This is a genomic window from Bradyrhizobium sp. LB14.3, from assembly GCF_040547985.1.
In the GTDB taxonomy this organism is placed as follows: domain Bacteria; phylum Pseudomonadota; class Alphaproteobacteria; order Rhizobiales; family Xanthobacteraceae; genus Bradyrhizobium.
The window spans coordinates 1-12900 of record NZ_JBEPQT010000027.1; the positions used below are offsets into that span (position 1 = coordinate 1).

General features: G+C 65.0%; 17 protein-coding genes. 4 read left to right on the forward strand and 13 right to left on the reverse strand.

What is annotated here, in order from left to right; translation table 11 throughout:
• Window positions 1-90: 90 nt before the first annotated feature.
• The 5 genes from ABIB00_RS31895 to ABIB00_RS31915 all read right to left on the reverse strand — a co-directional run bounded on the left by ABIB00_RS31895 (window position 91) and on the right by ABIB00_RS31915 (window position 3204).
• Window positions 91-531, reverse strand: a complete 441-nt coding sequence (locus tag ABIB00_RS31895; RefSeq protein WP_247340702.1) for a DUF1489 family protein — start codon at window positions 529-531, stop codon at window positions 91-93.
• 42 nt (window positions 532-573) lie between these two features.
• Complete coding sequence (locus ABIB00_RS31900) at window positions 574-1545, reverse strand: hypothetical protein (RefSeq protein WP_354107089.1); 972 nt, start codon at window positions 1543-1545, stop codon at window positions 574-576.
• A 157-nt stretch (window positions 1546-1702) separates the two neighbouring features.
• A complete protein-coding gene (locus ABIB00_RS31905; protein WP_007603227.1) occupies window positions 1703-1906 on the reverse strand; it encodes a hypothetical protein in 204 nt (67 codons plus the stop codon).
• Between the two features lie 178 nt (window positions 1907-2084).
• Entirely contained in the window at window positions 2085-2453 is a 369-nt protein-coding gene (locus tag ABIB00_RS31910) for a YidB family protein (protein WP_247340704.1), read from the reverse strand.
• 88 nt (window positions 2454-2541) lie between these two features.
• Window positions 2542-3204 (reverse strand): glutathione S-transferase family protein, encoded by a 663-nt coding sequence (locus ABIB00_RS31915; protein WP_354107090.1) that lies wholly within the window; start codon window positions 3202-3204, stop codon window positions 2542-2544.
• A gap of 124 nt (window positions 3205-3328) precedes the next feature.
• On the opposite strand from ABIB00_RS31915, the gene ABIB00_RS31920 reads away from it, so the two are divergent.
• Entirely contained in the window at window positions 3329-4042 is a 714-nt protein-coding gene (locus tag ABIB00_RS31920) for a DUF599 domain-containing protein (protein WP_247340708.1), read from the forward strand.
• A 15-nt stretch (window positions 4043-4057) separates the two neighbouring features.
• On the opposite strand, the gene tolA is transcribed toward ABIB00_RS31920, so the two are convergent.
• The 4 genes from tolA to mgtE form a co-directional block, all read right to left on the reverse strand.
• Window positions 4058-4999, reverse strand: coding sequence for a cell envelope integrity protein TolA (gene tolA, locus ABIB00_RS31925; protein ID WP_354107091.1), 942 nt, complete (start codon window positions 4997-4999; stop codon window positions 4058-4060).
• Window positions 5000-5048: 49 nt separating this feature from the next.
• The gene (locus ABIB00_RS31930) at window positions 5049-5867 is read right to left on the reverse strand and encodes an aldo/keto reductase (protein ID WP_354107092.1); all 819 of its coding nucleotides are present in this window, start codon (window positions 5865-5867) and stop codon (window positions 5049-5051) included.
• A 157-nt stretch (window positions 5868-6024) separates the two neighbouring features.
• Window positions 6025-6357 carry a helix-turn-helix domain-containing protein gene (locus ABIB00_RS31935; protein WP_354107093.1) on the reverse strand — a complete coding sequence of 111 codons (333 nt, stop codon included), beginning with the start codon at window positions 6355-6357 and terminating at the stop codon, window positions 6025-6027.
• 248 nt (window positions 6358-6605) lie between these two features.
• Window positions 6606-8027 carry a magnesium transporter gene (mgtE, locus tag ABIB00_RS31940; protein WP_354107094.1) on the reverse strand — a complete coding sequence of 474 codons (1422 nt, stop codon included), beginning with the start codon at window positions 8025-8027 and terminating at the stop codon, window positions 6606-6608.
• Between the two features lie 116 nt (window positions 8028-8143).
• Here mgtE and ABIB00_RS31945 point away from each other — a divergent pair, with 116 nt between their 5' ends.
• Together ABIB00_RS31945 and ABIB00_RS31950 are read left to right on the forward strand one after the other, a co-directional pair.
• Window positions 8144-8917 (forward strand): polysaccharide deacetylase family protein, encoded by a 774-nt coding sequence (locus ABIB00_RS31945; protein ID WP_354107095.1) that lies wholly within the window; start codon window positions 8144-8146, stop codon window positions 8915-8917.
• A 179-nt stretch (window positions 8918-9096) separates the two neighbouring features.
• The gene (locus tag ABIB00_RS31950; protein ID WP_354107096.1) at window positions 9097-10365 is read left to right on the forward strand and encodes a polysaccharide deacetylase family protein; all 1269 of its coding nucleotides are present in this window, start codon (window positions 9097-9099) and stop codon (window positions 10363-10365) included.
• Window positions 10366-10370: 5 nt separating this feature from the next.
• On the opposite strand, the gene ABIB00_RS31955 is transcribed toward ABIB00_RS31950, so the two are convergent.
• Window positions 10371-10745 carry a hypothetical protein gene (locus ABIB00_RS31955; protein ID WP_354107097.1) on the reverse strand — a complete coding sequence of 125 codons (375 nt, stop codon included), beginning with the start codon at window positions 10743-10745 and terminating at the stop codon, window positions 10371-10373.
• A 293-nt stretch (window positions 10746-11038) separates the two neighbouring features.
• Between ABIB00_RS31955 and ABIB00_RS31960 the strand changes: the two genes are divergently transcribed.
• Window positions 11039-11296, forward strand: coding sequence for a hypothetical protein (locus tag ABIB00_RS31960; protein ID WP_247340716.1), 258 nt, complete (start codon window positions 11039-11041; stop codon window positions 11294-11296).
• A gap of 21 nt (window positions 11297-11317) precedes the next feature.
• Here ABIB00_RS31960 and ABIB00_RS31965 read toward each other — a convergent pair whose 3' ends face one another.
• From ABIB00_RS31965 to ABIB00_RS31975, 3 genes are all read right to left on the reverse strand, one after another.
• Window positions 11318-11506: a hypothetical protein gene (locus tag ABIB00_RS31965; protein ID WP_354107098.1), complete on the reverse strand. Its 189-nt coding sequence runs from the start codon at window positions 11504-11506 to the stop codon at window positions 11318-11320.
• 11 nt (window positions 11507-11517) lie between these two features.
• On the reverse strand, window positions 11518-11847 hold the full coding sequence (locus ABIB00_RS31970) for a four-helix bundle copper-binding protein (RefSeq protein WP_247340719.1): 330 nt from the start codon (window positions 11845-11847) through the stop codon (window positions 11518-11520).
• A gap of 101 nt (window positions 11848-11948) precedes the next feature.
• Window positions 11949-12893 carry a cation diffusion facilitator family transporter gene (locus ABIB00_RS31975; RefSeq protein WP_354107099.1) on the reverse strand — a complete coding sequence of 315 codons (945 nt, stop codon included), beginning with the start codon at window positions 12891-12893 and terminating at the stop codon, window positions 11949-11951.
• Between the last annotated feature and the right edge of the window lie 7 nt (window positions 12894-12900).

Consider the following 12900-nt stretch of genomic DNA (forward strand, 5'->3'; position numbering starts at 1 on the left):
CAATGCGCGCCGACAAGACCGACCAGAGCTTCACTTCAATGATCTATCTGGCCGCGGCCGCGATAAACTCCAGATGAATCCCAACAGACCCTAGAGCAATCCGAGATTGCGCAGCTCGCGCCGCATCGGCTCCGGCATCGCGGCGATCGAGCCGGCTGCGGACTTGCCAAGATCAGGCGGCACGGAATCGTCGGCGAGATAGCGCCAGCCCTGGAACGGGCGCATCGGCCGCGGCGACACCGAGATCACCTTCGGCTGCATCACGATCCGGCAGCGGCCGATGCCGTCCTTGTCGCGGAACGGCTCGATGCCGATGATTTTTTCGCGCGCGGCGACTTCGCCCTTGATCACCCAATAGAGCGACCCGCCCGACAGGATCTCGGCGTCGCGCTTGGGCACCATGCGGGTGATGTGGATGTGATGTTGCGGCAGACCCTTCTTCTTGGCGGTCCGCATCCGTTCGGCGGTCCACTCCTTCAATTCCTTGACGGAGTCGCAACCGACCGCGAGCTTGATCAGATGTAGTGGCATGCCCCAGCATTAGCCGGGCAGCCACGCATTTGGAATGCCGATCTACTCGTTATCCGCAGCCGCGGGCGCCGCGGCCGGCGGCGCCAGCGGAACCGGCGGTGCCACCGGCGCACGCGCAGCCTTCGGCGCAGACGGTTTCTTTGCGGCGGGCGCGGCGGCCTGTGCCGAAGCCGCTGCCGGCGCGCGCGGAGCCGGCGAGGCCCCAGCGTTTGCGGCGGGCGCCGCCTGGCGCGTTGGCGGCTCCGGATTCATGATGCTGATCGGCGGCGTCGACGAGGCGCTCGGGAACTCCGCATTGGTCGGCTTGCCCGTCGGCATCGACGGCGGCAGTCCGGCAAGCGCGGCAGTGGCCGGCAACTGCGACGTTGCAGGCGCATTCCAGGTCGGCGCGTAGCGCGCGACCAGCGTGTCGTAGAGATGGGAATCCATGTTGGCGGCGACCTGCTGCTGATCGGTCAGCGAACGGAAGGCCGCGCAGTCGAACTGTGTGCAGCCGTCGCGCGCAACCAGCACCTGCGCGACCAGGCCGTAGCGATCACGCTCCAGCGATTTGCGCAGCACCCTCACGTCGAGCGTCAGGCTCTTCTCGGCGGTCGCGGCATCGCCGAGCGCCATCAGCCGGTCGATCCTGGCGGCGGTGTAGGAGATCGCCGCGGCGGCTGCGTCAGGCGCGCCGAACAGCGACTTCTCGCAGCCAATGGCCACGGCATCGCCGGCGAGATCGTCGAGACAGGACAGCGCCGGCAGGCTCGCGATGACCGCGGCCTGCGCACGCGCCTCGGTCGGCGTGACCTGCCCCGCCGGTCCAGAGACGTGCACATTGGCAGCCAATGCGACGGCAATGGCGAGCAGTGCGATGACGGTCAGCGCGCCGTTGGCAACCGATCTTTCGGCACGCAGCAGCGTGATCAGGAGGATCAGTCCGAAGAAGCCGGCAGCCGCCAGCGTCATCCACATCGGAAAGACCGGCGAGCGCCAGATTTGGTCGAGCGGCGAGGCCCATGCCCAGTTCATGCGCGACGTCCCCTCACGCGAGCAGAGAGCGAATGGTCAAAGCGAGCACCGAGAGTCGGCAACTGCCCCCGGCCCACCTTTTGAAGGTGAAGCGGGCCTTTTGACGGCGGCAGGATGGAATTCCCCGGTACGCGCCAACGCGCGGATAGCGTCGGCTTCAGGACAGCGCGAGCTGGCTTTCCTTGGCGACGCGTTCGAAGGCTTCGGTCGAGCTCTTGATCCGGTACTGGCAGTCGTCACCATCCGTCGGCAGCAGGCGGATGATCTCATACGATCCGCTGGCAGCGGGGCGTGCGACATTGCTGGCCGTGAACAACACGCGCGATCCAATAGGGAATTTGTGCTTCAACACCCTCTCCATCACTCAAACAACGCCTGCCACGCCCATGGTCCCACTGCGTCGGCCGGCCGGAAACCCGGCCGTCATATAGCATGCGGCCGGCCTTTTTGGCCAGCAGTATGCGACATGGCAAACCTGCCAATTTTGCAGTTATTTCAGAGTGATGCCCCCGGCCGCTGATACCGCTGGAACCGGTTCTTCAGGCGGTATGGGGCAAATGGCCGTCGGGGCTGGCGTGATCCACGGCCTTGGGCAGTTCCTGGGCCAGAATCTGGCCCAACTGGTCGACCGGGATGTTGTAGCGCGCAGCCAATTGGCGGACGGTGTCGCTGCCGAGCACGGCGCGGAGCTGGTCGGCCGAGATCGGCAGGTTCTGGCCGTTGCCGAGCCAGGATTTGACCTGGTCACCGAACCCCGCCTGCTGGAGTTTTGCGACGATCGCGCCGAGGCCGCCCTGATTGTTGCTACCGATCACCTCGTTCAGCACGGCCGGCAACACGGCTGCGCCGAGCTGGCCGAGCGCGCTACGGAGCGCCGGGTTGTTCTCCAGCGAGTCCAGGATTCCCATGACTGTGCCCTCTCCTAAGCCGTAGCTCCGCCGCGATTGAGCGCCGCCATGCGCCGTGCCGTCAAGCCGCGCTCAATCACATTCGCGACTACACGTTCTCGAACTTTTCGATGACGAGCGTTTCGGCGAGCCCGTCCCGGGTCCATTCCTGGAACGCCGGCAGCGCCAGCATCGTGTCCATGTAAGCCTTGGTCTCCGGCGTGATTGCGATCGCGTAGGTGCGAAAGCGGTGCACGACCGGGGCATACATCGCATCCGCCGCGCCGAAGCGCCCGAACAGGAACGGACCGTTGGCGCCATACCGGGCCCGGCACTCGCGCCAGATCTCCTGCACGCGCTCGATATTGGCCTGCGCGTCCGCCGACAACGTCACGGGCCGCACCGGGCGGTGCAGGTTCATGCCGCATTCGTTGCGCAGGGCCATGAAGCCGGAATGCATCTCGGCGCACACCGAACGGGCATGGGCGCGGGCGGCGGCGTCGTCGGGCCACAGCTTCACGTCCGGGAAGCGCTCTGCGAGGTATTCGATGATGCTGAGCGAATCCCACACCGTGATGTCGCCATCGACCAGCACCGGCACCTTGCCGGCGCGGCTGAACGAGATGATCTGCTCCTTGTCCGCGGGATTGTCGGTGTAGAGCGGGATGACGGTCTCGACGAACGGGATGTCATTGGCGCGAAGTGCGAGCCAGGGCCGCATCGACCATGACGAGTAGTTCTTGTTGCCGATAGCGAGTTTCAGCGCAGCCATGTCATCAGTCCTTCCCGAGACGTCTTGAAGCGAGCTGCTTTTAACGCCATCGCCTGCCGCCAATCAATCGTTGCTGCACCTCGCCATGCGTGGCAAGCGTTGCGATCCTCGCCAGGAGACAGACATGAGCAGGCACTGGGTCGACATCACCGCCGTCGGCTTCTTCATCATCGAATGGCTGGTCTACGCGCTGACGCTGGAGCATTCGGCCTATGGCCGCGACAGCCTGTCGGCACGCATGAACCGCTACCGCGAGGTCTGGGTGCGCCGGCTGCTCGACCGCGACGCGCGCATGGTCGACATGCAGATCATGGCCTCGCTGCAGAACGGCACCGCCTTCTTCGCCTCCACCAGCCTGATCGCGCTTGGGGGCGCGCTGGCGCTGCTGCACGCGACCAACGACGCCATTGCGATTCTCGGCAAGCTGCCGATCGACCTCAGCCCCTCGCCCGCGCTGTGGGAGCTGAAATGCGTCGGCCTCGTCCTGATCTGCGTCTACGCCTTCTTCAAATTCGCGTGGTCGTATCGCCTGTTCAACTATGTCGCGATCCTGTTCGGCGGCATGCCGCCGGTCTCGCAGCGCGGCACGCCGGAGGCGGAAGCCCATGTCATCCGCACCTCGCGCCTGTTTGAATCCGCCGGCCGCCATTTCAACCGCGGCCAACGCTCCTTCTTCTTCGCGCTCGGATATCTCGGCTGGTTCGTCAGCCCCTGGGTGCTGTTCGTGACCACGGCAGCCGTGGTGATCGTGACCTGGCGGCGGCAATTCGCCTCGAGTGCGTGGGAGGCGATGGCGCCGGAGGTTGTGGACGGCGATGAGATGAAGCGCGGTCGTTGATGGGCTACGCGAGAGCTACCCGCCGAAATCCCGCGGGCTGAACGGAAGGTCCATCACCTTCCATTCCCCGTATTTATCGGACGGCAGCATCTTGTAGGGCTGGCAGGCTTGGAGTGCGCTTATTGCGGACTTCACGAGGGCCACGCCCTTCGCGGACGGCGGGGCTTCGATCAGGATCGGCTCGCGCGCCAGCGTGCCGTCGGTGGCGAGCACCGTGCGCAGCTTGATGTTGACGTTGTCGGTCGGCGCGACCCCGGCCGGCAGTTTGGCGCAGCTTCGCAAGTGACGACGCAGCTCGGCGATGATTTCGGCCGGCAGCTTGGCTGCGATTGAATCCTTGGCGTCGCCGCCATCGTCCTTGGGGGCGTCTTTCGGCAGCTCCAGCGGCAATTCCGGCGGCAGGCCCAGCATGACGCCGTACTTGACGGTGACGTCAGGCTCCGGCGCCTGATAGGCCGGCGGCGGTGCGGCCTCTGGCTGCTGCATCGCTTGCGGCGGCGGCGGTTGCGGCTGTGCGTTGGCCTCGCTCGGCTTTGGCAAGGGCGGCTGCTGTGGCTGTTGTTGCTGCTGCGCAGGACGTTGCGGCTCGGGCGAGGCCTGCGGCGCCGGCGATGGCGATGGTGATGGCGCGGCCTGTTGCTTGGCCGCAGACTTCGTCGCCGCGGCGGGCTTGTCTTTGTCGTTGTCGGTGAAATCCAGCTTCGGCAGTTTGAAGTCGGGGATCGGCTCCGGCGGTTTCTGCTTGAGCTCGTCCTTGAGCTCGTCCTTGGCCTTCTCCTCGGCTTTGGCCTCCTCCTGCTTCATCTGCTCCGGCGTCACGATGCTGACGGAAACCGATTCGGGCGGGCTGCCGTGAAACGGATGGACTTCGCTGATCACGATGATCAGCGCGACCAGCGTCAGATGGGCGATCGCCGACGCTGCAATGTCCGTCCGTATGATCTTCCGCAGTTCCATTGCCTGACTTCGGGTTGCCAAGCTGGTCCTAGCATACGGCAGCCCCCTCTCAATCCCATTTTGGCGCGAAGCCGAAATCGGTCAGGCGACCCCTGGGACTGGCCAGCGCGGCGATCTGGGCCATCTCGTCGTCCGAAAGCTCGAAATCGAAGATATCGATGTTTTCCGACAGACGTTCGACGCGCGAAGTGCGCGGGATTGCAGCGACATTCTGTTGCACCAGCCAGCGCAGGCAGATCTGCGCCGGCGTCTTGCGATGCAGACGCCCGATCTCCGCGAGCGTCTGGTCGGTCTTGATCCGCCCCTTGGCGATCGGGCTGTAGGCGACCAGCGCTAGCGCGTGCTGGTCGCAGGCCGCCCTCACCTTCGCCTGGTCCAGATAAGGGTGGTATTCGACCTGGTTGCAGACCAGCGGCTCCGGCGACAGTGCGACCGCCTGCTCGATCAGCGCCACCGTGAAATTGGAGACGCCGATGTGGCGGGTCAGGCCCATGCGCTTGGCATGCGACAGCGCGCCCAGCGTCTCCTCGATAGGCACGTGCGAATTGGGCCAGTGCAACAGCAGGAGATCGACGGAGGGAAGCCGCATGCGCGCCAGGCTCTCCTTGACCGAGCGCTCGAGATCGTGGGGCGCGAAATGGTTGGTCCAGACTTTTGTCGTCAGGAAGATGTCGTCGCGGCGCACGCCGGAGGCGCGCAAGCCGTCGCCGACCTCGCGCTCATTGTCGTAGACCTGTGCGGTGTCGATGTGGCGATAGCCGAGCCGCAGCGCCTGCTCAATCACACGCGCGCACATGCGCCCGCTCAGCTCCCACGTTCCCAGCCCGATCGCCGGTATCCTTGCGCCATTGGCCTCGACGAACAGCATGAGGAATCCTCTCTGTCGCGGTCGCCCCAAATCATCATCCAGGCGTCATTATGAACCCGGCTGGTGACACTGCCAACGGACGACGCCGGCTGCCAGGCCGGATATTCGGCGCAATGCTAACGGGAGGTTCGCACCAGCTTTACGTCAGGTCTGGAGTTCAGGCTTTGGCGAGCGCCTGGAACACGGTATCGGGCGCATGCGCGATCACGGCAAGCAGCGCGCGGGCCGGTCCCCGCGGGGCGCGCTTGCCCTGCTCCCAATTGCGGATGGTTTCGACGGGAACGCCCAGTTTGGCCGCGAACTCCATCTGGGTCAGGCAGGCGCGGCGGCGCAAATCGCGCACCGCGAGCGAGCCGGCTTCGGCCGGCGCTGCGCTGGCCGCAGGCTGGATTGGAAAGGGCTGGATCGGTAGCGGCTGGACAGGAAACTCTTGCCCGTCCCGCAACTCGACGATCCGTCCGTCCGCCTTCAGCCGCACACGCATGCTCATTCCCCCAAGCAAGGGCGATGATGCGGCAGGCCGCTTAAGTTCGGATTAAAGATAGCGGCATCGTCTACGGTCTCGTGCCCCCGGACGCAGCGCAGCGCTTCTTCAGCGGCGCGCTGCAGAGCCGGGGCCCATGTCGCCGCAATATCGTGTCGCTTCCGGGTCCCGGTTCTGCGCAGCAGCGCCATAAGCGCGTTTACGCGCGTCTTCGACGCGCTACGGCGCCGCAGCGCGCCCGGGACACGAGAAACCTATCTCAGCCCGAACCACAACGTCGCGATACCTAGGAAGGAGAAGAACCCGACGACGTCGGTGACCGTAGTCACGAACGTGCCGGAGGCCACGGCCGGATCGGCCCTGACACGTTCGAGCGCCATCGGGATCAGGATGCCGCCGAGCGCCCCGGCGAAGAGGTTCACGATGATGGCGAGCCCGATGACGATGCCAAGGCCCGGGATATTGAACCAGGCCACCGCCGCGATTCCCGTGATCACGGCGAAGGCGAGGCCGTTGACGAGGCCGACCAAGCCTTCGCGCATCACCACGCGCCAGGCATTGGAGGAGCCGAGCTCGCGCGTCGCCAGCGCGCGCACCGCGACCGTCATGGTCTGGGTCGCGGCATTGCCGCCCTGGCTCGCGACGATCGGCGCCAGCACGGCGAGCGCCACCATCTTTTCGAGCTGGCCCTCGAACAGGCCGAGCACAGAGGACGCGAGGAAGGCGGTGGCGAGATTGACCAGCAGCCAGTTGAACCGCGCGCGCGCAATGGTGAACACGGTGTCGGAGAGCTCTTCGTCGCTGTTGACGCCGCCGAGCGCCTTGAGGTCCTCGTCCGCCTCTTCCTCGATCACGTCGACCACGTCGTCGACGGTGATGACGCCGACGAGGCGATCCTGGGTGTCGAGCACCGGCGCTGCGACGAGATTGTATTTGCCGAACATGCGCGCCACCTCCTCCTGGTCCTCCAGGACGGAGACGCGGCGGCGATCCTCGTCGGTCAGTTCAACGAGCGCCACCGGGCGGCGGGCGCGCAGCAGCACGTCGAGCGAGACCGCGCCCTGCCAGTGCTGCTCCTTGTCGACGACGTAAATCTCGTAGAAGCGCTCGGGCAGATCCGGCGTCTCGCGCATGTAGTCGATCGCCTGGCCCACGGTGAAATCCTGGGGCACTGCGATGAACTCGGTCTGCATCCGGCGGCCGGCGGAATTTTCCGGATAAAGCAGGCTGCGCTCGAGCACGACGCGTTCCTTGAGCGGCAGCTTCTCGAGGATCTCCTCCTGATCGGCCTGGTCGAGGGTTTCCAGCAGCTCGACGGCGTCGTCGGATTCAAGCTCGCGGACACCTTCCGCGACGGTCTCCGGCGGCAGTTCCTCGAGGATCTCCTCGCGCACGCCCTCGTCGAGCTCGTTCAGCGCGGAGAAGTCGAAATCGCGCCCCGTCAGCTCGACCAGGCGGACGCGGTCGTGGGGCTCGAGAGCCCCGATCAGATCGCCGAGATCGGCCTCGTGCAACTCGGCAACGCAGGCGCGCAGCGCGGCGCTGTTGCCGGCCTCGATCGCATGGGCAATTTCCTCGACGAATTCGTGACGAATTTCGCCGTCTTCATTGCGCATCGGCACGTGGTCGAGTACCGACTCCGCGGCAGATGCGGCACCGTCCATATGTTCATCCATGGCGCGCCTCGCCGTTTGACAGGTTGGAACGAGTGGTCTGAGCTGATGGTTCAGGCAATACCCACAAGGCAACTCTGAGCGCAATGACAAAGATGCTTCGACTGAGGTGGGGCTCGATGGCGGCAGGCGCAGCGCTGACCGCCCTCGCCGGTATCGCCTCGACTGAAGCCGCCGAGTGCCCGCGCAAGGACGCGCTCGGCACCTCCCGCGTTCTGAGCGTCGAGGCCAGGACCACGCCGCGCGTGGGCCTGAAGAGCTTTCCGCAGACGTTAGCCCTCGCCGATCACGAGGTCGTGCTGACCTTCGACGACGGACCGCATCCGCCGACGACCTCGAAGGTGCTGGCGGCGCTGGCGCAGGAATGCGTGCGCGCGACCTTCTTCCTGATCGGCCTGCACGCCTCCGAACACCCTGACATGGTCAAGCGCATCGCCCACGAGGGCCACACCATCGGCCACCACACCTTCTCGCATCCGTTCATGGCGCGGATCCCGATCGAGAAGGCGAAGAGCGAGATCGACCGCGGCATTGCCGCCGACGAGATGGCGCTACACGGGACGTCAACGACGACACCCTCGACGCCGTTCTTCCGGTTTCCCTATTTCGAAGCCACGCAAGCCGAGCTCGACCTGCTTCAGTCCCGCGGCATCGTCGTGTTCGGGGCTGACCTCTGGGCCAGCGACTGGAACGAGATGACGCCGGAGCAGGAATTGAAGCTTGTCACCGAGCGCCTCGCCGCCGCCGGCAAGGGCATCATCCTGTTCCACGATCCCAAGGCACGCACGGCCGCGATCATGCCGGCCTTCCTGCGGTATCTGAGGGAGAACGGCTATCGGGTGGTTCACGTCGTACCGGCGGGCACATCACAGAAGAATGCCGACGCCCGTTGATGCCGGAATGTCACGCCGGCGCAAGATGGGGTGATTTGGACCCTATTAACAGTCTGTTCATGCTACGCCATGCAAGTATTAGGGGATGCTTGTAACGGGAAAGGTTCTTGCGCCTGAACCATTTTCTGATGTCTCCGACCTACTATGGCGGCAGTCGCATAAGAGGGCAGACGGGATTCATGATCGGAAGTAGCGTTGTTGTTCGGACGCGATCGTGGATCGTCCTCTGTATCGGCCTGCTGGCCGCCACTTCGACGGCGGCCGTCGCGGCCGACTGCCCCGGCCATCCGGACGCGCTTGGGACGTCGCGCACCCTCGTGGTCGATCCGCACGAGCATCCGCGCATCGGCACCATGCAGTACCGCGAGACGCTGCCGCTGAAGGACCATGAAGTCGTCCTGACCTTCGACGACGGTCCGCTGCCGAAATATTCGAACCAGATCCTCCAGATGCTCGCCGACGAGTGCATCAAGGCGACGTTCTTCATCATCGGCGAACAGGCCAAGGCGAATCCGGAAGGCGTGCGCAAGCTGGTGGCGGCGGGCCACACCGTCGGCACCCACAGCATGAACCATCCGCTGACGTTCGACCGGATGCCGCTCGATAAGGCCGAGGCGCAGATCAACGGCGGCATCGAATGGACCTCGGCTGCGATGACCGATCCGTCCAAGCTGGCGCCGTTCTTCCGCATTCCAGGCCTGATGCGCGCCGAAGGCGTCGAGAACCTTCTGATCTCGCGCGGCATCCAGGTCTGGAGCGCCGATTTCCCGGCCGACGACTGGCGCCATGTGTCGTCCGATCGCGTCTATCAACTCGCGATCCAGCGGCTGGAGGCCAAGGGCAAGGGCATCCTGTTGCTGCACGACATCCAGGCCCGCACGGTGGCGGCGCTGCCGAAGATCATCCGCGACCTCAAGGCGCGTGGCTATCGCATCGTGCATGTGGTGCCCGCGACCGCCGAGCGGCCGGCGACGCCCACGACGCCGGTGGAATGGCTGCTGCATCCGCCGACCGAGACCACGCCGATCGCGCGCTGGCCCACCGTACCGAACTTCGTGTTCGCGCAGACCAAGATGCTGTCGGCGCCCTCGCTGGCCGACCTCAACGCGCAGACCGATCATCAACCGCTGCTGCAGCGCAGGACCATGGCAATGGCCAATGTCGCGGCCACCCTGCCCGTGCCCGGCCGCGATCTCTTTGCTATCCCTGAAGGCTCGGTAGAGGTGCTGCTGTCGACGACCTTGTCACGGCGCGCCGCAACGCGGCTGGCGATGGCAGCCGAGACGCCTCGGGCGGCCAGGGGCAAGGCCGGCAAGTTGCGCGGACATCGCACTGCACATGCCGCGCCGGCGGGAGCGAAGCATGCCGCGGCCCCCAAGAGCGCTGCTCAGAAGGGCGCTGCGACGCATCCGACGCGCGTCGCGAGCCTGAAGAAGCGCGCGCAGTAGAAGCCCTACTGCCGCATGATGTTGGCGACGCAGAGCAGCACGATCAGCGCCAGGAAGAACAGGTCCATATAGGATTTGAGCTCGCCGTCGCGCCGCAGCCGCGCAACGTCGGCCACGACCTGCTTGCGCACGTTCGTTCCGCCCGCGCCGGCATTGAGCGGAGCCTGAAGGCGCTTGGTCTCGGCCTCAAGTTGCTCGATCTTCTGGTAGAAGAAGAAAGCCCGCAACGTCGAGGCCGCGCGCATACCGGTATAGACCAGCACCAGGATCGCGATGATCGCCCGGTTCTGGTACTTCTCCATGAAGTTCAGGCTGAAATAGACCATCGCCATGAATGCGAAGTTGGTCACGAACCGATAGACGAAGCTTAGAAAGACCATGCGGGCTCAAGCCTTGAAGGGGTGGCGCAACCGGATCGTGTTGCGAATACGGGATCAGGGGGCCCAGAGCGGAACAGCCGGCCTGGATGCCGTGCAGGCCCCGTCTACGCCAATTTTGTTTCAACAAAGATACTATTGCCCCTGCAATTGCCGCCTTTTAGCCACGCGCGCGCCGCCATAATGCAAGCTGAAGCACGGCTGTCGGCTCGTTCCGCGCGCCTGCTGCTGCAACGGCTCAATGGAGATTTGGCGAAAGCCGCGATAGACTACCGCCACCACATGTGGGGCTGCCGATGCCGAAGAAGGGAATCACAGGCCACGACGACTGGGTTCTGACCGAGGCGCTGGCGACCGCGCTGGTCGCGCTGGAGCAGCTCGAAACCAAGCACCAGCCGAACGCGCATATGGACGATATACGCAAGATGCTCTCGAACGGCAAGGAGCCGGCGGCGGTGAGCCTGCACCTCGCCCAAGCCAAATGCCGGCTGTTTCCCGACCTCGATCCGCTGGAGATCTACCGGGAATACGGCATCGGCGACGAATACGGCTGAGGGCGCCGTTGACCGGCGCAACTAGGGGCCGCCGGAGACCGATCCCGCGATCACCATGACCAGCGCGGCAAGGTCGATCTTGCCGTTGACGATCAGCTCCTCCGAGCTTCTCAGAGCGTCCGTGTCCTGGACCTTGAGCGATTGCGGCCGGTTCGCCGCCTGCCGCTGCAGTTCGCCGATGATGGCTTCCTTGAGCTTCTCCTCCAGCATGGAATTTGTCCTCAGGCTGCCATCGCACGGCAGGATTGTGCGCAGGAGCGGCACATGGCGACGCACTCGTCCATGCCGCCGAGCCGCTCGCAATCCTCGGCGCATTCCGTGCAGATTTCGGCGCATTCGCCGCACGTATGCCGGTGATGCGGCGTGTTGATCAGCATGAAATGCGCCGCCGTCCGGCACATTTCGGCGCACGCCATCATCAGGCGGAAATGCTTGGGCTCGACGTGCCTGCCGCCGGTCTCGAGGCAATGGTTCATCGCCGTGCCGAGGCAGGTCTGGTAGCAGCTCATGCAGAGCGCGATGCAGCGCGTCATGTCTTCGGATTGAGCCATCCGTTTTCTCCAATGCTGGCCCCCTGCACCGGTCAACCAGTGGGATGTTGTGATCGTTCCTGCCGTCGTGCCGATTGCGACATCGGGGGAACCTCGCAAAGCTAGCCGTAACGCGTCGCGCGCACCGCCCGGTAGCGAGCATCGGTCTGCGGCTTGATGAACAGCGCCGCCACGCTCGGATGGCGTTTGCGTATCTCGGTCTCGATCGAAACGACGCATCGCTCGATGTCGTCGGCGCGCTTGTCATCCGCAAATTCGATGCTGAGGGCCGCAACGACCTCGACCGGCGACAGCTGCACCGTCAGAAGGCCGTTGGCCCTGAGCACGCCGGGCGAACGCCTTGCGATGTCGAGGACCGATCGCGCAAGCTCCGGATCGGCGGGCTCGCCGATCAGCAGGCTCTTGCTCTCGCGCGCGAGACCGATCGACACGATCGCCAGCAATATCCCGATCAGGATCGACCCGATCCCATCCCAGACCGGCTGGCTCAGCAATACGGCGGCCGCAGTGGCCGCCGCAGCAATGGCGATGCCGACCAGCGCCGCACTGTCCTCGAGCAGCACCATGAATGCCGGAGGATCCTTGCTGCGAACGAAAGCCTGATAATATCCCAACCGCCGGCCGTCCGAGCTGAAGCGCCGCAGGGCAATCAGCCAGGAGCCCCCTTCAAACAGGAACGACAGCCCGAGCACCACGAAGCTGACGATCGGACTTTCGATCGGCTCGGGTGCGGCGACATGCAGAATGCCCTGATACAGCGAGACACCGGCGCCCAGCGCGAAGATGAGCAGCGCAACGATGAAGCTCCAGAAATACAGCTCGCGCCCATAGCCGAGCGGATGGGATTCATCGGGCGAACGGCTCGCGCGCCGGTAGCCGTAAAGCAACAGGATCTCGTTGGTCGTGTCGACGAGCGAATGCACCGCTTCGCTCGTCATGGCCGAACTTCCCGTCCACGCCGCGGCGCCGATCTTCGTGACCGCGACGAGGACATTGCCGAGCAGCGCCGCATAGACCGCGGTCCTCGAGGATGATTCTGTTGCCAATGTCCGA

Excerpts from the sequence above, each read along its gene's own strand:
- ABIB00_RS31895 (WP_247340702.1), bottom strand. The coding sequence starts at position 531 with ATGCCACTACATCTGATCAAGCTCGCGGTCGGTTGCGACTCCGTCAAG.
- ABIB00_RS31900 (WP_354107089.1), bottom strand. The coding sequence starts at position 1,545 with ATGAACTGGGCATGGGCCTCGCCGCTCGACCAAATCTGGCGCTCGCCG.
- ABIB00_RS31905 (WP_007603227.1), bottom strand. The coding sequence starts at position 1,906 with ATGGAGAGGGTGTTGAAGCACAAATTCCCTATTGGATCGCGCGTGTTG.
- ABIB00_RS31910 (WP_247340704.1), bottom strand. The coding sequence starts at position 2,453 with ATGGGAATCCTGGACTCGCTGGAGAACAACCCGGCGCTCCGTAGCGCG.
- ABIB00_RS31915 (WP_354107090.1), bottom strand. The coding sequence starts at position 3,204 with ATGGCTGCGCTGAAACTCGCTATCGGCAACAAGAACTACTCGTCATGG.
- ABIB00_RS31920 (WP_247340708.1), top strand. The coding sequence starts at position 3,329 with ATGAGCAGGCACTGGGTCGACATCACCGCCGTCGGCTTCTTCATCATC.
- tolA (WP_354107091.1), bottom strand. The coding sequence starts at position 4,999 with ATGGAACTGCGGAAGATCATACGGACGGACATTGCAGCGTCGGCGATC.
- ABIB00_RS31930 (WP_354107092.1), bottom strand. The coding sequence starts at position 5,867 with ATGCTGTTCGTCGAGGCCAATGGCGCAAGGATACCGGCGATCGGGCTG.
- ABIB00_RS31935 (WP_354107093.1), bottom strand. The coding sequence starts at position 6,357 with ATGAGCATGCGTGTGCGGCTGAAGGCGGACGGACGGATCGTCGAGTTG.
- mgtE (WP_354107094.1), bottom strand. The coding sequence starts at position 8,027 with ATGGATGAACATATGGACGGTGCCGCATCTGCCGCGGAGTCGGTACTC.
- ABIB00_RS31945 (WP_354107095.1), top strand. The coding sequence starts at position 8,144 with ATGGCGGCAGGCGCAGCGCTGACCGCCCTCGCCGGTATCGCCTCGACT.
- ABIB00_RS31950 (WP_354107096.1), top strand. The coding sequence starts at position 9,097 with ATGATCGGAAGTAGCGTTGTTGTTCGGACGCGATCGTGGATCGTCCTC.
- ABIB00_RS31955 (WP_354107097.1), bottom strand. The coding sequence starts at position 10,745 with ATGGTCTTTCTAAGCTTCGTCTATCGGTTCGTGACCAACTTCGCATTC.
- ABIB00_RS31960 (WP_247340716.1), top strand. The coding sequence starts at position 11,039 with ATGCCGAAGAAGGGAATCACAGGCCACGACGACTGGGTTCTGACCGAG.
- ABIB00_RS31965 (WP_354107098.1), bottom strand. The coding sequence starts at position 11,506 with ATGCTGGAGGAGAAGCTCAAGGAAGCCATCATCGGCGAACTGCAGCGG.
- ABIB00_RS31970 (WP_247340719.1), bottom strand. The coding sequence starts at position 11,847 with ATGGCTCAATCCGAAGACATGACGCGCTGCATCGCGCTCTGCATGAGC.